This window comes from Stenotrophomonas sp. 05N423 (assembly GCF_056397145.1).
Map to the genome: position 1 here is coordinate 152687 of NZ_JBFTMV010000008.1, position 17293 is coordinate 169979.

Below are 17293 nucleotides of genomic sequence, written 5' to 3' on the forward strand. Positions count from 1 at the left end.
AAAAACGGCGCCCGCGCCCGGAGCGGGCGCGGGCGTCGGCACGGCTCAGCGTGCCGGCGCGTTCACTTCGTGCGGCTTGCTGCCCTGCTCGGCGTCCATCCGGTTGCGCTCTTCATGCAGGGCCTGCCCCTGCTCCTTGCTCAGGCCATCGTGCAGGGTGTCGCGCAGGCGGGTCAGCCAGGGGATGCGCTGCCGGTCGGGCAGCTGCCGCACCCACATGCGCAGGTCGTAGCGCTGTTCGGGCGTCATCTGCCAGTACGCGGCGGCCGTGGGCACCGGCGGCACTTCCATCTGCGGCATCAGCATGAAGGACACCGCGCGGCTGATCGCCGCGGGGATGACCGTGCCATGATCCTCGCCGGCGATCTCGTCGAAGCGCGCGTCCACGGGCGTGCGCTCCACCAGTGCCGCTGCCAGGGCGCGGCTGCTGTCCACCTGCGCCCGTTCCTTCTGCAGCAGCGCCAGCTTGGCGACATTCGGCCGCGAATGCGCCAGCGGCGACAGCGCCTGCTCGTATTCGCCCGCGGTGAGCAGCAGCTTGAGCGGCGGCGATCGCGGGGCGCGCGTGGCCAGGGTATCGGCCAGCTGCCGGGCGATGTCGGCGCGGTCGAACCAGATCGACGGGCTTGCCGCGGCGCGTACGGCGAAGGCCTCGGGCTTGCGCAGCATCGAATGCAGTACGAACAGGCCGCCGAAGGAATGCCCGAAAAGCGCCTGCCGCGCCGGGTCGACCGGCGCCAGCGTGGCGATGCGCGGCTTGAGCCGGCCCTCGATGAAATCGAGGAAGGCATCAGCGCCGCCCGAAGCCGCGCTGATGCGCGGGTTGCCGCTGCCCGGCGGCGTCAGGTCCAGGGTGCGCGCGCTGCCGATGTCCACGCCATCAGGATAGCCGATGCCGACCACCACCGTGGCCAGGTCGCGCGGCACGTCGGGGCGGCGCTCCATGGCGCGCACCGTCTCCATCGCGGTGAGGAACAGGGCGTTGCCGTCCAGCACGTAGAACACGCCATAGCCGCCACGCGGCGCCGGCTTGTCCGGCACCGACACGAAGATGCGATAGCTGCGGCCATCGGCAGCAGCCAGGTCGAACTGCTGCGCGCCTTTGACCTGCAACGGCGCCGCGGCCGCTGCGGCGGGCTGGTCCGGTGCGGCCGCCGCCATCGCTGGCGCCAGGGCCAGGCCCAGCGCCAGCACCACGGATACTGCTTTCATCATCGATTCTCTCCCGGCCTGCCCGGCATGGCGCCGGACAGGCCTGCGTTGCTCACCAGCGCTTGTCGAACGACAGCACCAGGCTGCGGCCCATCACCGTCGCGTTGGCTGGATCATAGGGGTCCGGCAGGGTATCGACGGCGGCGGTGGTGCCAGTGTCGAAGAACGGCGGCGCGCTGTTGGTGAGGTTGATGGCGGTGAAGCTCACCCGCGAGTCGCGGAACAGACCACCGATGTCGGACAGGTCGTAGCCCAGGTGGAAGTCGAAGGTCTTCCAGGCCTTGATCTTCACCGGCGCGGTCGCCGCCACCGGCATGCCCTGCGCGTTGGGCAGGAAGCAGCCGGCCACGCACTGGTAGTCATCCACGTAGTTCATCGTCAGCGATGCGTTGAGGTTGCCGTAGTACCACTTCACCCCGTGCATCGAGCGCAGCTTGACCGGACTGGAGCCGTCGGCGGCGCTGTACCGGGCGAGGCGGTCGACATAGCCGGCGCCCGGCGTGGCCTCGATCTCGTAGGACTTGAGCAGGGTGCCGCGGTTGAAGAACTCCAGCGAACCGCCATAACTGGTGTCGAAGCCGTAGTCCAGGTTGAAGTCGAAGCCGTCCATCCTCAGCGAAGCCAGGTTGAGCTGGGTGGCGTTGACGATCATCGCCACGTCCGCCGGTCCCATCACCGGACCGGCGCCGAGCTGACCGAGGTAGCGCGGGTCGTTCTCCATGATCTGGCGCACGCGGTCCACGCCCGGGTTGATTTCCAGGCTGTTGATGTACGGCGTGGTGCCGGTGGTGAACAGGTCGTTGAGGATGCCGCCCAGCTGCCCGGCCTGGATGCGCACGATGCGGTCGTCGACCTTCAGGTTGAAGTAGCTCGCACCGGCACGCAGGCCCGGCGCCCACTCCGGCTTCCAGTCGAAGCCCAGGGTCCAGGTCCTGGCCTCTTCCGGCTTCAGGGTCGGACCGGCGCCGCCGGAGACGACGATCGCGTTGAAGGTGCAGCCGGCCGCGGTATTGGACACGCCGTTGAGCGGGACCACGGTGGTATCGCAGGGCGCGCGGTACAGGTCCGCACGCAGGAACGCGCCGTTGCCGCCGGTGATCGGCTGCACGCCGTCGTAGGCGTAGCGCATCGGCGGGGCATGGAACGAGGTGCCCCAGCTGGCGCGCAGGGTCAGTCCGTCGGTGGGCTTGAAGTCCAGGCCGACCTTCGGATTGAAGGTGGAGAAGTCGCCCATGCCGCGGCTGCGCTCGTAGCGGGCGGCCAGGGACAGGTCCAGCTTCTGCGCGAAGCGCGCGGCGTTGTCCTTGCCGATCAGCGGGAAGGCCAGTTCCGCGAACACCGCGCCGACGTCGCGCTCGGTGGTGCCGAACACTTCGTGCTTGCTGGAGGTGGAGCGCCAGTTGAAGTCCAGCTCGCCACCGATGTTCTCGCGGCGGTAGTCGATGCCCGCCGCCAGCTTGGCGGTGCCGCCGGGCATCGCGAACAGGTCGCCATCGACCTTGAAGCTGGCCTGCGCCAGCCACGAGGCGAAGTCGAGATTCTCATAGCCGATCAGCTGCGACAGCACCTGCTCGGACAGCGGCTCGGTGGTCCACGGATTGAACGCGGCGTAGTTGAGTCCGGCGCAGTAGGCCTGCTGCGCCGGGGTGGCGGTGGCCGGCAGGCCCTGGCTGCACTGGATCGCGGTCGGCGCCTGCACCCTGCCGCCAGCGGGCGTGGGCAGGTAGTCGTAGATGTTGGCGTTGCGCTGCACGTCGGAGTTGCGGAACTGCTCGTCGCGGCTGTAGCTGAGCGTGGCCTCGCCGCGCCAGCTGCCGCCAAGGTCGAAGCCGGCGCCGATGGTCGCGGCGATGCTGTCCACCCCGACCTCGCGCTGCAGCGGGCGGTCGTCGATCAGCACGCCGTAGTTGTTGGCCACGCCCGGGATCAGGTACGGATTGTTCGGGCCAAGGGTGCCGTACAGCGCCTGGTAGCCCTGGTTGTAGGTGCCGCGACGGCGGGTATAGCGCAGGTCGCCATACAGGCCGACGGCGCCGACCTCGTGCTCGAAGCCGACGAAGGCGCTGTGGCGCTGCATCTCCGGCAGGATGTCCACCTTGTCCCAGGCATCGTGGGTGTTGCCGACGCCATCGGTCACCGCGACCAGGCTGCCACCGGAGATGCGCCGGGCCGGAGTGCCCCAGCCGTTGGCGGTGGGCGTATTGAACTGGTTGGCCGCCGCACCGGCACGGGCGCCGGCACGGCGCCAGTTGACGCCGCCGCGGTCGCTGAAGTCGCTGCCGGAGCGGTAGATGCCCAGGTCGGTGGCGGCCAGCGCGTCCTGCCGGTCGTATTCGTAGCCGACGATCATGCCGCCGCCGTTCCAGTGCCTGCCCCAGGTCTGGCCGATCTGGACCTGGCTGTTGCCTCCCTCGGTGGCGTTGCCGAGGCGGACGGTGGTGCGGGCGCCGTCGTCGCTGCGCTTGAGGATGATGTTGACCACGCCGCCGACCGCGTCGGAGCCGTACACCGCCGAAGCGCCGTCGAGCAGGACCTCGATGTGGTCGACCGCATTGCTGGGAATGGTCGAGATGTCGACGAAATCGCCGTACTGGCCGGCGGCGGCGACGCGGCGGCCGTTGACCAGCACCAGCGTGGACAGGGCGCCCAGGCCGCGCAGGTTCACGCCCTGGCCGCCGGTCATGTTGGAGCCGGCGACGCTGCTGTCCGACCCCTGGATGTTGTCGCTCATGCCCACGCCGCCGGCGAAGTTGGCCGGCAGTTCGCGCAGGAAATCGCCCACCGTGGCCTTGCCGCTGGCCTGGATCTGCTCGGCGCCGATCACCATCACGGCGTTGCCCGCCGGTGTCGCGCCGCGGATGTTGGTGCCGGTGACGACCACCGTATCCAGTTGCACCGGCGCCTCCTGCGCCTGCAACGCGCCGGCGATGCACACCGCCAATATCGAAAATCCGCTGGCCAGAACCCGCTGTTGCCCTGCTCGACTGCTCATCATTCCCCCGCAATTCACTGTGGCTGACGGATGGACGCCCGCGCTGCCCGGCATGTCGCCGGCAGTGGCCGTTCCCGGGCCCGGGCCGATGCCCCATCCACGTTCCGAAGGCCGGCGCTGGCGCCGGAGTGCACCCGGATCACAACAAGACCTCGTCAGGGTGTCAATAAAAATTACGATATTTTTTCTTCCATCATGCGATTGATTGGCAACAACGCAGGATGCACCTCGCTAGAAACGTTTAAAAACAATCGCTTATTCTCGTCACGGAAATTTAGCAAAATTCCCGTTGTCGAAATTAATCCGGAGAATGCTGCATCACAGCAGAGGAATTTGATTTTCGAAATTCCCGCCCCACACTGTACGCATGAAGACCACCGCCTCCGCCCCGGCCGCCGCCCGTACCCTGGCCAAACGCGCCTACCAGCGCCTGCGCCGCGACATCGTCCACGGCCAGTGGCCGCCTGGCGGCAAGCTCAAGCTCGAGGCCCTGGTCCAGCATTACGAGATCGGCATGTCGCCGCTGCGCGAGGCGCTGGCGCGACTGGTCGGCGACCAGCTGGTGAAGACCGAGGACCAGCGCGGTTTCTGGGTATCGCCGCTGTCGCTGGAGGAGCTGGACGACATCTCGCGGGTGCGCAACCTGATCGAGACCGAGGCGCTGCGGCTGTCGATCGAGCGGGGCGACGACGCCTGGGAGGCGCGCGTGCGCGAAACCTACGACGCCCTCAATGAGGTCGAGGGCGAAGTGCTGGGCCGCGGCGAAGCCGCTCCGCAGGAGCTGCTCGATGCCTGGGAAGAACGCAACCGCCAGTTCCACTATGCGCTGGTGTCCGCCTGCGATTCGCCATGGCTGATCAAGCTGCAGGAACTGCTCTACCACCAGGCCGAACGCTACCGGCGGGTGTCGTTGAGCGCCTCGCGCGGCAAGCGCTTCGTGCAGGACGAGCACCAGGCGATCTTCGAGGCGACACTGGAACGCAACGCGCTGCGCGCCTGCCGCCTTACCCACGACCACCTGATGCGCACCTATGACGAGGTGCGCAAGACCGTGGCGGCACTGGACGCCGGGCAGAAAGACGCCTCGTGACCGGCGCTGCCGCACGCCGCGGCAAGGCGCCTCCACGCCAGCCCGGCGCGGAGGCGGGATCTCAGCCGGCCGCGCAGATCCGCGGCTGCGCGCGCAGCAGTTCGCGGGTGCGCTCGAAGCCCGCCACCGCCTTGGGATCGAAATCCTTCACGCCCTCGGACACGTACAGGCCGACGATCAGCGCGCCCTGCCTGTCGTAAAAACCGAGGATGCGGGTGAACTTGTCCGCTTCCTTGGTGGGAATCTGCAGCGCCCAGATCTGGTCCACTTCCTGCGGCGTGATATGGCCGTGCACGCCCGCGCCGCCATCGGCGTACATGTCGTACCAGATCGGCGTGGTGGTCGACTGGGTCTGCGGCACCTTGCTGGGGAAGTTCCAGACATGCATGCCGCCGGAGGTGAACACGATGCCGATGCGGGTATCGGCGCCCCAGGCGTCGACCGATTTCCAGACTTCGTCGAACAGCAGGCGGTTGGAGCGCACGCCGTAGGCCTGGGCCGGCTCCAGCGCACTGACCACCCGCGTCTCCTCCATCCGGAACAGGCGCGCCACCGCCGGCGGCGGCGCGCCCGGGCGGGTCTGGGCGTAGTAGTGGCGGATCACCTTGGCATCATCGGCCGAGGCGCAGGTGTCGGCGGCCGCGGCATGGCCGGCCAGGCCGAGCGCCGCCAGCAGCGACGCGTTCAGCAGGATCTTCATCGGTCTTTCTTCCGTCTTCGGGTGGCAATGGAAGCGGGCGGCGGCTCAGTCCAGCTCGACGTCGCCCGCGGTGAGGTAGTCCCACATGCGCTCGAGCAGGCGGCCGTTCCAGGTCGCGCGGACCGCGGACTGCTCCTCGCTCAGGCAGGTCGGCAGGGTGTGCGCAGCGGCGGACAGGCAGTCCAGTTCCACGCGCGCGGCGTCTTCCAGGTACCAGGCCAGCACCACCGCCGCCTGCAGCGACTGCCCGGCGGTCACCGCGCCGTTGCCGCGCATGACGATGGCGCGCGCGTCGCCGAGCTGTTCGGCCAGACGCCGCGCCTGCACGTCCGAGCGCAGCAGCAGCGGGTCGTCCCACAGCGGCGGCTGCGGATGGAAATAAGCGCCGAAACCGTGCCGGGCCAGCGGCGTGCGGCCGAGCACGCTCAGGCTCATCAGCTTCGGCGGCTGGATCCGCGCCACGCCACCGACGTCGGGGCGGCGGCGGTAGATCTCGCGGTGGATGCGCACTTCCGGCAGCACGCCCTCGGGCAGCTCGCCGTCCAGCGGCACCACCGTGCAGCGCTCGCCCGGCCGCACCAGCCCCAGCGGCCGCGACGGCGCCACCAGGAACGAAGTGGCGTCGATACGTGCGCTGCAGTGGCCATAGGCATGCACCAGCCCGGCGCGGCCCAGCGCGCGCGCGGCCACGCGCACGCCGCGCGCCAGCGCCTCCAGCTGCGCGCTCACTTGCGGAACTCCCGGATCTGCGGCTCGGCGCCCCACATGCAGAAGCCGGGCGGTGCGAACTCGAACTGGCGTTCGCGGTACAGCAGCTCGTCGGCGATGCTGCTCACGCCCGAGGAATACTCGTAGACCATGCCGTCGGGCCCTTCGAAGTACAGGAAGCGCGCGCCGGAGGTCGGATGGCGGCCCGGCCCGAACACCACCGGGATGCCATGGCCGCGCAGATGGTGCAGCGAGCGCTGCACGTCGTCGGCGCTGGCCACCTGGTGGTTGATGTGCTGGATGCCGGCGCGGGTGGTGGGGAACAGCGCGATCTTGTGGTGAACCTCGTCGATGCGCAGCAACGGCGCGTCGCCGATGCGGTCGCTGACCCGCGCATTGCACACCGAGGTCCAGAACGCCTCGTCGCGCGCCGCGTCGGTGGTGCACAGCCCGATGTGGCTGAAGCCGGTGATGCCGGCATCGCGCGCGCCGTGGTAGCGGCGCGAGGACATCTGCGGCCGCCACACCAGCTCGATGCGGTTGCCGGTGGGGTCGCGGAAAGCGATGAAGTCGCGCACCTTGCGCTGCTGCGCCTCGCCGGCGGTGCCGCGGTGCACCGGATGCCCCAGCCGCTCGAGCTCGGCACCCGCCGCATCCAGTTCGGCGCGCGTGTCCACCTCGAAGGCGACGACCTGGTCGGCCGGGTCGCCCTCGAAGTAACACAGGGTGTGCTCGCGCTGGTCGGACTTGAAGTACGCCGCGCCATGGACGCGCTCGGCCACTTCCAGGCCGAGGATGGTCGTGGCGTAGCGCATGGCGCCTTCCAGGTCGCGGGTTCCCAGGCGCACGTAGCTCACGTCGCGCAGCTGGATCATGCGCTGGGCACTCCGCGCAGCGCCGGCCGCGGCGATACCGCGTCGGCCGCCAGCTCGGCGATGGTGCAGTCGCTGCCCCAGGCGCAGTGCGAATCGGCGCGCATCGCGAACTGGCGCGGGCGCCGCGGCGATGCGACAGCGATGCGCTCGCCCTCGGCGACGAAGCTGTAGTACACCGCGTCGGGACCGGCGAAGGTGACGAACGCCTGCGCGGATGCGGGGCGGCGGCCGGGGCCGTGCGCGATGGCCTGCGGCAGTCCGCGCAGGCGGTGGTACTGCTGCATCACCTGGTCCAGCCCCTGCACCTCGAACTCGACCGCCAGCACGCCGGCAGCCGCGGCCGGGAACAACGCCAGCCGGTGGTGCGCCGCATCCATGCCCAGGTAGGACGCATCGCCGATCCAGTCGCGGACCTGCAGGCCGAACAGGTCGACCAGCAGCGCCTCGTCGGCGGCCGCGTCGGTGCTGCGCAGCGCCAGCGCCGCCAGCCCGGCCACGCCGCTGTCGCGCGCGGGGAAGAAACGCCAGCCCTGGTTCTGCGGGCGCACCACCAGCTCCAGGCACAGGCCGCCGGGCGTGGTGAACGCAGCCAGCGCGCGCACGTTGCGCCGCGCCGCCAGCGCGGCATCGCGCTGCGCCGGGATGCCGCGCGCCTGCAGCGCCTGCAGCGCGGCCTGCAGCGCCGCTTCGTCGCGCAGTTCCAGGCCCACCGCATGGCGGCGCGGCGACGCGCTGGAATAGACCAGGCTGTACTGGCGCTCGTCGGAACGGAACGCCTGCTCGCCGTTGCCGGCCGGCAGCGCCTGCAGCCCCAGTTCGGTGCCGGCGAAGTGCGTGGCCGCTTCCAGGTCGCGGGTTCCAAGGACGACGTAACGCAGTTGCTCGACGACGATCGACATGACGCGGTACCTCAATGGATGCGGTGGGCCGTGGGGAAGGAACGTTGCGCCGGTACGCCGCCCGGGCTCAGCCCAGGCGGCGGCGCACGATCCGCTCGAATACCGCCGCGGCCACCGGCAGCAGCTGGTCGTCGAACCGGAACGTCGGGTGGTGGCACATGGCGCTGTCCATGCCCAGGAACAGGTAGGCGCCGGGCCACTGTTCCAGCATGTAGGAAAAATCGTCCGAGAACGGATAGGCGCGCATGTCGGTCCTGACGTTGTCCGCGCCCAGCACATCGCCCAGCGCCTGCGCCGCCAGCGCAGCCTGCTCCGGCGCGTTGACGCAGGGCGGGCAGGAGTGCGGGATGCGCAGGTCGATGCTGCAGTCGGAGATCTGCGCATACCCCTCGCACAGCGCGCGCAGGCGCTTGAGTAGTTCCTCGTGCACCTCGCGCGACAGCGAGCGGATGGTGCCGCTGAGCGAGGCGGAGGACGGGATGATGTTGTGGGTGGTGCCGGCCTGCAGGCTGCCCACATTGATCAGCGCCGCTTCCATCGGGTCGATGTGGCGGCCGACGATGGCGCTGATCTCCACCGCCAGGCGCGCGGCGACCTGCAGCGGGTCGTTGGCGCGGTGCGGTGCGGCGGCATGGCCGCCGACACCCTCGATCGCGATCTCGAACACCGCCAGTGACTGCAGCGTGGCACCGGTGCGCACGCTGGCCTGGCCGCCGGGCAGCGCCGGCATGTTGTGGAAGGCATAAACCTCATCGCACGGCCAACGCTCGAACAGGCCGTCTTCGACCATCTTGATGGCGCCGCGCCCGCCCTCCTCGGCCGGCTGGAAGATCAGCACCACGCGGCCGCTGGCCGGCGGATTCGCCACCAGGTGCTCGGCGGTGCCCAGCAGCGCGGCGGTATGGCCGTCGTGGCCGCAGGTGTGGGCCACGCCCGGGCGCTGCGAGCGGTACGGCAGCTCGTTGTGTTCGTCCATGGGCAGGGCGTCCATGTCGGCGCGCAGGCCGATGGACATCCCCGGCTTGCCGGAGTCGATCACCGCCACCACGCCGGTGCCGCCCAGGCCGGTGTGCACGTCCAGCCCGAGGCCGCGCAGCACCTCGGCCACCAGCGCCGAGGTGCGCTCTTCCTCGAAGCCCAGCTCGGGCCAGGCGTGGATGCGCTGGCGCCAGTCGGCCATGCGCGGCGCCAGGGCGAGGACGGAATCAGGAACGGCGGCCATCAGGGTGCATCTCCGGAACGTGGGCGTGGGACCGATCAAAGCAGAGTCGCACCTCGCTTGTCAAATTTAATTTCGATATTTTGCAGACATCTCGAAATTTGTCTGGCATGATCGCCGCTCCAAGCAAATCCAATAAACATTGATGTTTGGCTGAAATACGGCAGATATCCGGCCCCCGAAGCACCACGAGGAAACGGAATAAATTTCGTAATTTATGGATTCGACCACGGAAACCGCATGAACATCACTGCAGCGCAAGCGCCCGCCTCCCCTGTCATCACGCACTACATCGCAGGCCGCCCGGTCACTTCCAGCCGGCCTCCGTTCGCCAATGTCGACCCCGCCACCGGCCAGGTCGTGGGCCATGTCCACGAGGCCGATGCCGGCATCGTCGATCAGGCGGTGCGCGCGGCGCGCGATGCCCTGCATGGCCCCTGGGGCCGGCTCACCGACGGCGAGCGCGCGGCGATCCTGCGCCGGCTGGCCGACGGCATCCGCGCCCGCTTCGACGAGTTCGTCGCCGCCGAAGTGCGCGATACCGGCAAGCCGTACAGCCTGGCCAGCCACCTGGACATCCCGCGCGGGGCGGCCAACTTCGACGTGTTCGCCGACCAGCTGGCGCACGGCGCCACCGAGGCGTTCCGCTCGCCCACGCCCGACGGCGGCACCGCGCTCAACTACGGCCTGCGCACCCCGCGCGGAGTGATCGCGGTGATCTGCCCGTGGAACCTGCCGCTGCTGCTGATGACCTGGAAGGTGGCCCCGGCGCTGGCCTTCGGCAACACCGTGGTGGTCAAGCCGTCGGAGGAAACCCCCAGCACCACCACCCTGCTGGCCGAGGTGATGAACGATGCCGGCGTGCCGCCGGGCGTGTTCAACGTGGTGCACGGCTTCGGCCCGGACAGCGCCGGGCAGTACCTGACCGAACACCCCGGCGTGAACGGCATCACCTTCACCGGCGAAACCCGCACCGGCACGGCGATCATGAAGGCCGCCGCGGTGGGCGTGCGCCCGGTCTCCTTCGAACTGGGCGGCAAGAACGCGGCCGTGGTCTTCGCCGACTGCGACCTGGACGCGGCCATCGCCGGCACCACCCGCTCGGCCTTCCTCAACAGCGGCCAGGTCTGCCTGGGCACCGAGCGCATCTATGTCGAACGACCGATCTTCGACACCTTCGTCGCGCGCCTGAAGCAGGCGGCCGAGGCACTGCGCCCGGGCGACCCGAACGCCGGGGACACCACGTTCGGCCCGCTGATCAGCAAGGCGCACCACGACAAGGTGCTGTCCTACTACGCCCGCGCGCGCAACGAGGGCGCCACCATCGTCACCGGCGGCGGCGTGCCGTCGCTGCCGGCGCCGCTGTCCGGCGGCTGGTGGGTGGAACCGACCATCTGGACCGGCCTGGCGGCCGATTCGGCGGTGCTGACCGAGGAGATCTTCGGGCCGTGCTGCCACATCGCCCCGTTCGACCGCGAGGACGAAGCCATCGCCGCGGCCAACGACAGCCCCTACGGGCTGGCCACCTCGATCTGGACCGGCGATCTGTCGCGCGCCCACCGCGTGGCCGCCGCCATCCAGGTCGGCGTGGCCTGGGTCAACTGCTGGTTCCTGCGCGACCTGCGCACCGCCTTCGGCGGCGCCAAGCAGTCGGGCATCGGCCGCGAAGGCGGCGTCCACGGGCTGGAGTTCTATACGGAGCTGCGCAATGTCTGCATCAAGCTTTGAAGCGCTGGCCGGCACCGCGCCGGTGCGCGAGGCCGCGCGCCTGCTGGGCGAGGCCGCACGCAGTGGAACGGCCTGCGAGCCGGTCGCGCCGCTGCTCGGATCCGGCGGCATCGACGCCGCCTACGCGGTCCAGCACCTGCTCACCGAGCAGGCGCTGGCCGGCGGCCGGCGCCTGTCCGGGCGCAAGATCGGCCTGACCTCCGTTGCCGTGCAGCGGCAGCTGGGCGTGGACCAGCCCGATTACGGCATGCTGTTCGACGACATGGCCTATGGCGACGGCGAGGAGATCCCGCTCGGCCGCCTGATCCAGCCCAAGGTCGAGGCCGAGATCGCCTTCGTGCTCGACCGCGACCTGGACGCCGAGCGGCCGACGCTGGGGCATGTGCTGAGGGCCATCGGCTACGCGCTGCCGGCCATCGAAGTGGTCGACAGCCGCGTGCGCGACTGGAAGATCAGCATCCTCGACACCATCGCCGACAACGCCTCCTCCGGCGTCTACGTGCTCGGCGGGTCGCCGAAGAAGATCGAGTCGCTGGACCTGCGCCTGTGCGGCATGAGCCTGGAACAGCGCGGCGAACCGGTCTCGCTGGGCTGCGGCGCGGCCTGCCTGGGCAATCCGCTCAACGCGGTGGTGTGGCTGGCGCGCACCGCCGCGCGCATCGGCCGGCCGCTGCGCGCCGGCGACACCGTGCTGTCCGGGGCGCTGGGGCCGATGGCCGTGGCTCGCCCGGGCGATGTCTTCGAAGCCCGCATCTCCGGCCTGGGCCGGGTCGCGGCCGCCTTCCGTGGAGAGTGAGCCCATGAGCAAGCACAACGTCGCGGTGATCGGTTCGGGCAACATCGGCACCGACCTGATGATCAAGATCCTGCGCCACGGCCGCCACCTGCAGATGGCGGCGATGGTCGGCGTAGACCCGCAGTCGGACGGCCTGGCGCGCGCGCGCCGGCTCGGCGTGGCCACCACCCACGACGGCATCGAAGGCCTGCGCGCGATGCCGGAGTATGCCGGCATCGACATCGTGTTCGACGCCACCTCGGCCGGCGCCCACGTCGGCCACGACCGCCTGCTGCGCGCCGACGGCAAGCGCGTGATCGACCTGACCCCGGCCGCGGTCGGTCCCTACGTGGTGCCGGCGGTGAACCTGGACCAGCACCTGGCCGCGGGCAACGTCAACATGGTCACCTGCGGCGGCCAGGCCACCATCCCGGTGGTGGCCGCGGTCGCGCGCGTGGTGCCGGTGCGCTACGCCGAGATCGTCGCCTCCATCGCCAGCAAGTCGGCCGGCCCCGGCACCCGCGCCAACATCGACGAATTCACCGAGACCACCTCGCGCGCGCTGGAGACCGTCGGCGGCGCGCAGCGCGGCAAGGCCATCATCGTGCTCAACCCGGCCGAGCCGCCGCTGATCATGCGCGACACCGTGTACTGCCTGACCGAAGGCGGCGACCCGGCCGCGATCGCCGCATCCATCGAGGCCATGGTCGCCACCGTGGCCGGCTACGTGCCCGGCTACCGGCTCAAGCAGCAGGTGCAGTTCGAAGCCGTGGACGCCGCCGCATGCGCGGCCATCCTCGGCCGCGCCGACGCCGCGCCGGGGCTGAAGGTATCGGTGTTCCTCGAAGTCGAAGGCGCCGGCCACTATCTGCCGGCCTATGCCGGCAACCTGGACATCATGACCTCCGCGGCGCTGGCCGCGGCCGAGCGCATGGTCGAGGTTTCCCAGGAAGCCGCCACCGAGGAGGACGCGCGATGAACCGGCTCTACATCCAGGACGTCACCCTGCGCGATGGCATGCACGCCATCCGCCACCAGTACGGACTCGACCATACCCGCGCCATCGCCGGCGCGCTGGACCGTGCCGGCGTGGCCGCCATCGAAGTCGCGCACGGCGACGGCCTGGCCGGCTCCAGCTTCAACTACGGCTTCGGCCGGCATTCGGACCTGGAATGGATCGCCGCGGTGCGCGAGAGCGTGCAGCAGGCGAAGTTGACCACCTTGTTGCTGCCCGGCATCGGCACCGTGCACGACCTGCGCGAGGCGGTGGCCGCCGGCGTGCGCTCGGTGCGCGTGGCCACCCACTGCACCGAGGCCGACGTCGCCCGCCAGCACATCGAGGAGGCGCGCCGGCTGGAGATCGACGTGGCCGGCTTCCTGATGATGAGCCACATGACCTCGCCGGCCGAGCTGGCCGCGCAGGCGCTGAAGATGGAGAGCTACGGCGCGTACTGCGTGTACGTCACCGACTCCGGCGGCGCACTGACCATGGACGCCACCCGCGACCGGGTGCGCGCGCTGCGCGACGCGCTGCGCCCGGACACCCAGATCGGCATCCACGCCCACCACAACCTGTCATTGGGCGTAGCCAACTCCATCGTCGCGGTGGAGAACGGCGTGACCCGCGTGGACGCGTCGCTGGCCGGCATGGGCGCTGGCGCCGGCAACGCGCCGCTGGAGGTGTTCATCGCCGCGGTCGAGCGCATGGGCTGGGAGCACGGCTGCGACCTGTACGCACTGATGGATGCGGCCGACGACCTGGTGCGGCCGCTGCAGGACCGCCCGGTAAGGGTGGACCGCGAAACCCTGAGCCTGGGCTATGCCGGCGTCTATTCCAGCTTCCTGCGCCACGCCGAGAAGGCCGCCGCCGACCACGGCCTGGACGTACGCTCGATCCTGGTCGAGCTGGGGCGCCGGCGCATGGTCGGCGGACAGGAAGACATGATCGTCGACGTCGCGCTGGACCTGCTGGCGCGCAACCGCACTACCGAGGGACAGACCGCATGACCGCCATCGACATCGAGGCGCTGGCCGGGCGCCTGGACGACGCCGCCCGCCACGCCAACGCCACCCCGCAACTGGAGCAGGCCATCAGCCTGGAACAGGCCTATGCGATCCAGCGCCTGAGCATCGAACGCCGGCTGCGCCGCGGCGAGCGCCGCATCGGCATCAAGATGGGCTTCACCAGCCGCGCCAAGATGGTGCAGATGGGCGTATCGGACATGATCTGGGGCCGGCTCACCTCCTCGATGCTGATGGACGACGGCGCCACCGTGCGCCTCGGCGACTACGTGCATCCGCGGGTGGAGCCCGAAGTGGCCTTCCTGGTCGGGCGCCCGCTGGCCGGCGCGGTCACCGCGCCGCAGGCGCTGGCCGCGATCGACGCGGTGGCGCCGGCGCTGGAGATCATCGACTCGCGCTACGAGAACTTCCGCTTCTCGCTGACCGACGTGGTCGCCGACAACAGTTCTTCGTCAGGCTTCGTGGTCGGCCCCTGGCGCAGCCCGGCCACCGACCTGGACAACCTCGGCCTGGTGCTGGATTTCGACGGCCGTCCGCAGGCATTCGGCTCCACCGCAGCGATCCTGGGCCATCCGCTGCGTTCGCTGGTGGCCGCCGCGCGGGTGGTCGCCGAGGCCGGCGAGAGCCTGCAGCCGGGCGACATCGTGCTGGCCGGCGGCGCCACCGCCGCCTGCGCGCTGCGCGCCGGCATCCATGTGTCGCTGGAGGTCGAGTCGCTCGGCCGCTGCGGCTTCCACGTCGAGGGCTGAACCATGCCGATCCTGCACGCACACATCCTGGCCGGCCGCAGCGCCGCGCAGAAGCAGGCCTTCGCCCGCGCGGTCACCGAAGCCGCGACCGTCCACCTGGCGGTTCCGGCCACGGCGGTGCGGGTGCTGATCCACGAGATCCCGGCGGCCGAGTGGTTCACCGCCGGCGAGCCGAAGACGCCGCCCGCCCCCGCCCGCTGAAGCCGACCCGCGCCACGATCACGAGCGATTCCGACCATGTCCCATGCCGCAGCCCCAGCCGTTCCCTCCCCCCCGCCGGCCGCACCGCGCCGGCTCTGGCTCCTGCTGCTGGTGGTACTGGCGGTCACGGCCCTGACCGAATGGATCGGGCCGATCGCGGTACCGGTGTGGTCATCGAAGATCGTGATCCTGCCGATGCTGATGGCGCTGCTGCTGACCACGGCACTGGCGGCCCTGCATGCGCGGATGCCGCAGGCGCTGCGACTGGACGTGCCGCTGCAGCGGCATGCCGGCAAGCTGCTCAACGCCGCGCTGCTGCTGTTCATCGTCAAGCTCGGGCTGATGGCCGGGCATTCGATGCCCCAGCTGCAGAAGGTCGGCTGGGCGCTGGCCTTCCAGGAACTGGGCCACGCCTTCGGCACCATGGTGCTGGCATTGCCGCTGGCGCTGGTACTGGGCATCAAGCGCGAGGCGGTCGGCGCCACCTTCTCGATCGGGCGCGAGAACAGCCTGGTCATCATCGGCCAGAAGTACGGCATGCAGTCGGCCGAAGGCCGCGGCGTGCTCGCCGAGTACATCACCGGCACGGTGCTGGGCGCGGTGTTCATCACCCTGCTGGTGAGCATGATCGCGCCGCTGGGCATCTTCGATCCGCGCTCGCTGGCGATGGGCGCCGGCATGGGCTCGGGCAGCCTGATGGCGGCCGCGCTGGGCGTGATCACCGTCGGCATGGCGCCGGAGATGGTCAAGGAGCTGAACGCCATCGCCGCGGCGGCGAACCTGATCGCCGGTGTGGTCGGGTTCTACTTCGCGGTGTTCGTCACCCTGCCGCTGTGCAACTGGCTGTATGCGCGGCTGGAACCGGTGCTGGGCCGCACCGCGCTGGCGCGGCGCGCGCCGACGGCCGACGACCTGGATCCCGAAGCGGCGATGGCCGAGGAGGACGAGACCCCTTCCTTCGCCGACAGCATGGTGGCGCTGCTGCTGATGGTCGCCGGCATCACCCTCAGCAACTACATGGGCCATGGCGTGCCGTCGCAGCAGACCCTGCCCGGCGTGGCGGTGATGGTGGCGATCGTGCTGGCCGGCATCGCGCTCAAGCGCGTGCTGCGCCGGCTGCCGCTGATGCTGTTCCTGGCGGTGGCGGCGACGCTGGTGACCATCCCCGGCGGCTGGCCGCTGGCCGACGCGCTGGCCACGACCACCGACCGCGTGCAGTTCATGAGCATCACCACCACCGTGCTGGCGCTGGCCGGCTTCTCGGTGGCGCGCAAGCTGCCGATGTTCCGCCGGCTGGGCTGGCGCATCGTCGCGGTGTCGCTGACCGCCACCACCGGCACCTTCATCGGCGCGGCGGCGATCGCCGAGTTCTTCCACTGACGCGGCCGGGGCGAGCGACATGGATCACGACTTGCCGCGCGTTTCCCCGCGCTGGCCGGCGGCGGTGCGCTGGCTGCACTGGCTGGGCCTGCTGCTGGTCGTCGCCTCCGCGGCGATCGGCCTGTTGATGGTGGACATGGAACGCGGCAGCGACCCGCGCCGTCTGTGCTACGGCCTGCACAAATCGCTGGGCGTCACCGCGCTGGCGCTGGCGGCGCTGCGCGTGGCGGTACGCCTGGCCACGCGCGCGCCCGCGCCGCTGGCCGCACCGGCATGGCAGCTGCGCGCCGCGCAGGCCACCCACTTGCTGATGTACGCGCTGCTGCTGGCGCTGCCGCTGTCCGGCTGGCTGCTCAACTCGGTGGCCGGACAGCCGCTGCCGTGGTTCGGTCTGTTCCAGCTACCAGCACTGGCCGCGCGCGACCCGGATCTGCGGCAGCTGCTGGACGCTGCCCATGTGTGGTTGTTCTGGGCGCTGGCCGCGCTGGTCGCGCTGCACCTGGCGGCGGTGCTGCACCACCAGCTACTGCGCCGCGACGGCCTGCTGCGGCGCATGCTGCCGGCCGGACGCGGCTGAGCGCACCGGGAACCGGCATGTCCGTCAGCACGTTCGACCTGTTCAAGATCGGCATCGGCCCGAGTTCCTCGCACACCGTCGGCCCGATGCGCGCGGCCGAGCGCTTCGTCCACCGCTGGCTGCTCGATCCGGGCAGGCTCCAGGACGTGGTGCGCATCCGTGCCGA

The 17293-nt window shown here is 70.3% G+C and carries 17 protein-coding genes; 10 read left to right on the plus strand and 7 right to left on the minus strand.

Translation table 11 applies throughout. From position 1 onward, the window contains the following. Window positions 1-45: 45 nt before the first annotated feature. Window positions 46-1212, minus strand: coding sequence for an alpha/beta hydrolase (locus tag AC1DGW_RS13520; protein ID WP_478023819.1), 1167 nt, complete (start codon window positions 1210-1212; stop codon window positions 46-48). Window positions 1213-1264: 52 nt separating this feature from the next. Beyond that, window positions 1265-4147 carry a TonB-dependent receptor plug domain-containing protein gene (locus AC1DGW_RS13525; protein WP_478023859.1) on the minus strand — a complete coding sequence of 961 codons (2883 nt, stop codon included), beginning with the start codon at window positions 4145-4147 and terminating at the stop codon, window positions 1265-1267. Between the two features lie 424 nt (window positions 4148-4571). Here AC1DGW_RS13525 and AC1DGW_RS13530 point away from each other — a divergent pair, with 424 nt between their 5' ends. After that, window positions 4572-5294 carry a GntR family transcriptional regulator gene (locus AC1DGW_RS13530; RefSeq protein WP_478023821.1) on the plus strand — a complete coding sequence of 241 codons (723 nt, stop codon included), beginning with the start codon at window positions 4572-4574 and terminating at the stop codon, window positions 5292-5294. A 61-nt stretch (window positions 5295-5355) separates the two neighbouring features. On the opposite strand, the gene AC1DGW_RS13535 is transcribed toward AC1DGW_RS13530, so the two are convergent. The 5 genes from AC1DGW_RS13535 to AC1DGW_RS13555 form a co-directional block, all read right to left on the minus strand. Then, on the minus strand, window positions 5356-5994 hold the full coding sequence (locus AC1DGW_RS13535; RefSeq protein WP_478023823.1) for a ChuX/HutX family heme-like substrate-binding protein: 639 nt from the start codon (window positions 5992-5994) through the stop codon (window positions 5356-5358). Window positions 5995-6039: 45 nt separating this feature from the next. Beyond that, the gene (locus tag AC1DGW_RS13540; protein ID WP_478023825.1) at window positions 6040-6723 is read right to left on the minus strand and encodes a class II aldolase/adducin family protein; all 684 of its coding nucleotides are present in this window, start codon (window positions 6721-6723) and stop codon (window positions 6040-6042) included. Further along, window positions 6720-7577, minus strand: coding sequence for a VOC family protein (locus tag AC1DGW_RS13545; protein WP_478023827.1), 858 nt, complete (start codon window positions 7575-7577; stop codon window positions 6720-6722). The genes AC1DGW_RS13540 and AC1DGW_RS13545 overlap by 4 nt, the downstream gene beginning before the upstream one ends. Continuing rightward, window positions 7574-8476: a VOC family protein gene (locus AC1DGW_RS13550; RefSeq protein ID WP_478023829.1), complete on the minus strand. Its 903-nt coding sequence runs from the start codon at window positions 8474-8476 to the stop codon at window positions 7574-7576. The genes AC1DGW_RS13545 and AC1DGW_RS13550 overlap by 4 nt, the downstream gene beginning before the upstream one ends. A 67-nt stretch (window positions 8477-8543) precedes the next feature. Further along, window positions 8544-9698, minus strand: a complete 1155-nt coding sequence (locus AC1DGW_RS13555) for an amidohydrolase (RefSeq protein ID WP_478023831.1) — start codon at window positions 9696-9698, stop codon at window positions 8544-8546. 237 nt (window positions 9699-9935) lie between these two features. Between AC1DGW_RS13555 and AC1DGW_RS13560 the strand changes: the two genes are divergently transcribed. From AC1DGW_RS13560 to AC1DGW_RS13600, 9 genes are all read left to right on the plus strand, one after another. Then, complete coding sequence (locus AC1DGW_RS13560) at window positions 9936-11423, plus strand: 2-hydroxymuconic semialdehyde dehydrogenase (RefSeq protein WP_478023833.1); 1488 nt, start codon at window positions 9936-9938, stop codon at window positions 11421-11423. Further along, complete coding sequence (locus AC1DGW_RS13565) at window positions 11404-12219, plus strand: 2-keto-4-pentenoate hydratase (protein ID WP_478023835.1); 816 nt, start codon at window positions 11404-11406, stop codon at window positions 12217-12219. The genes AC1DGW_RS13560 and AC1DGW_RS13565 overlap by 20 nt, the downstream gene beginning before the upstream one ends. Window positions 12220-12223: 4 nt before the next feature. Continuing rightward, window positions 12224-13177, plus strand: coding sequence for an acetaldehyde dehydrogenase (acetylating) (locus AC1DGW_RS13570; protein WP_478023837.1), 954 nt, complete (start codon window positions 12224-12226; stop codon window positions 13175-13177). Next, window positions 13174-14205: a 4-hydroxy-2-oxovalerate aldolase gene (dmpG, locus tag AC1DGW_RS13575; RefSeq protein WP_478023839.1), complete on the plus strand. Its 1032-nt coding sequence runs from the start codon at window positions 13174-13176 to the stop codon at window positions 14203-14205. Before AC1DGW_RS13570 ends, dmpG begins: the two co-directional genes overlap by 4 nt. After that, the gene (locus AC1DGW_RS13580) at window positions 14202-14969 is read left to right on the plus strand and encodes a 2-keto-4-pentenoate hydratase (protein WP_478023841.1); all 768 of its coding nucleotides are present in this window, start codon (window positions 14202-14204) and stop codon (window positions 14967-14969) included. Before dmpG ends, AC1DGW_RS13580 begins: the two co-directional genes overlap by 4 nt. Before the next feature lie 3 nt (window positions 14970-14972). Further along, complete coding sequence (locus tag AC1DGW_RS13585; RefSeq protein ID WP_478023843.1) at window positions 14973-15170, plus strand: tautomerase family protein; 198 nt, start codon at window positions 14973-14975, stop codon at window positions 15168-15170. A gap of 36 nt (window positions 15171-15206) precedes the next feature. Next, window positions 15207-16550 (plus strand): DUF3100 domain-containing protein, encoded by a 1344-nt coding sequence (locus tag AC1DGW_RS13590; protein WP_478023845.1) that lies wholly within the window; start codon window positions 15207-15209, stop codon window positions 16548-16550. 31 nt (window positions 16551-16581) lie between these two features. Beyond that, window positions 16582-17127, plus strand: a complete 546-nt coding sequence (locus AC1DGW_RS13595; protein ID WP_478023847.1) for a cytochrome b — start codon at window positions 16582-16584, stop codon at window positions 17125-17127. A gap of 17 nt (window positions 17128-17144) precedes the next feature. After that, a partial coding sequence (locus tag AC1DGW_RS13600) for a serine dehydratase beta chain (protein ID WP_478023861.1) occupies window positions 17145-17293 on the plus strand: 149 nt, incomplete at its 3' end.

What these genes read in the sequence shown, in the direction of transcription:
- AC1DGW_RS13520 (WP_478023819.1), bottom strand. Translation starts at nt 1,212, where the DNA reads ATGAAAGCAGTATCCGTGGTGCTGGCGCTGGGCCTGGCCCTGGCGCCA.
- AC1DGW_RS13530 (WP_478023821.1), top strand. Translation starts at nt 4,572, where the DNA reads ATGAAGACCACCGCCTCCGCCCCGGCCGCCGCCCGTACCCTGGCCAAA.
- AC1DGW_RS13535 (WP_478023823.1), bottom strand. Translation starts at nt 5,994, where the DNA reads ATGAAGATCCTGCTGAACGCGTCGCTGCTGGCGGCGCTCGGCCTGGCC.
- AC1DGW_RS13545 (WP_478023827.1), bottom strand. Translation starts at nt 7,577, where the DNA reads ATGATCCAGCTGCGCGACGTGAGCTACGTGCGCCTGGGAACCCGCGAC.
- AC1DGW_RS13550 (WP_478023829.1), bottom strand. Translation starts at nt 8,476, where the DNA reads ATGTCGATCGTCGTCGAGCAACTGCGTTACGTCGTCCTTGGAACCCGC.
- AC1DGW_RS13555 (WP_478023831.1), bottom strand. Translation starts at nt 9,698, where the DNA reads ATGGCCGCCGTTCCTGATTCCGTCCTCGCCCTGGCGCCGCGCATGGCC.
- AC1DGW_RS13560 (WP_478023833.1), top strand. Translation starts at nt 9,936, where the DNA reads ATGAACATCACTGCAGCGCAAGCGCCCGCCTCCCCTGTCATCACGCAC.
- AC1DGW_RS13565 (WP_478023835.1), top strand. Translation starts at nt 11,404, where the DNA reads ATGTCTGCATCAAGCTTTGAAGCGCTGGCCGGCACCGCGCCGGTGCGC.
- AC1DGW_RS13570 (WP_478023837.1), top strand. Translation starts at nt 12,224, where the DNA reads ATGAGCAAGCACAACGTCGCGGTGATCGGTTCGGGCAACATCGGCACC.
- dmpG (WP_478023839.1), top strand. Translation starts at nt 13,174, where the DNA reads ATGAACCGGCTCTACATCCAGGACGTCACCCTGCGCGATGGCATGCAC.
- AC1DGW_RS13580 (WP_478023841.1), top strand. Translation starts at nt 14,202, where the DNA reads ATGACCGCCATCGACATCGAGGCGCTGGCCGGGCGCCTGGACGACGCC.
- AC1DGW_RS13585 (WP_478023843.1), top strand. Translation starts at nt 14,973, where the DNA reads ATGCCGATCCTGCACGCACACATCCTGGCCGGCCGCAGCGCCGCGCAG.
- AC1DGW_RS13590 (WP_478023845.1), top strand. Translation starts at nt 15,207, where the DNA reads ATGTCCCATGCCGCAGCCCCAGCCGTTCCCTCCCCCCCGCCGGCCGCA.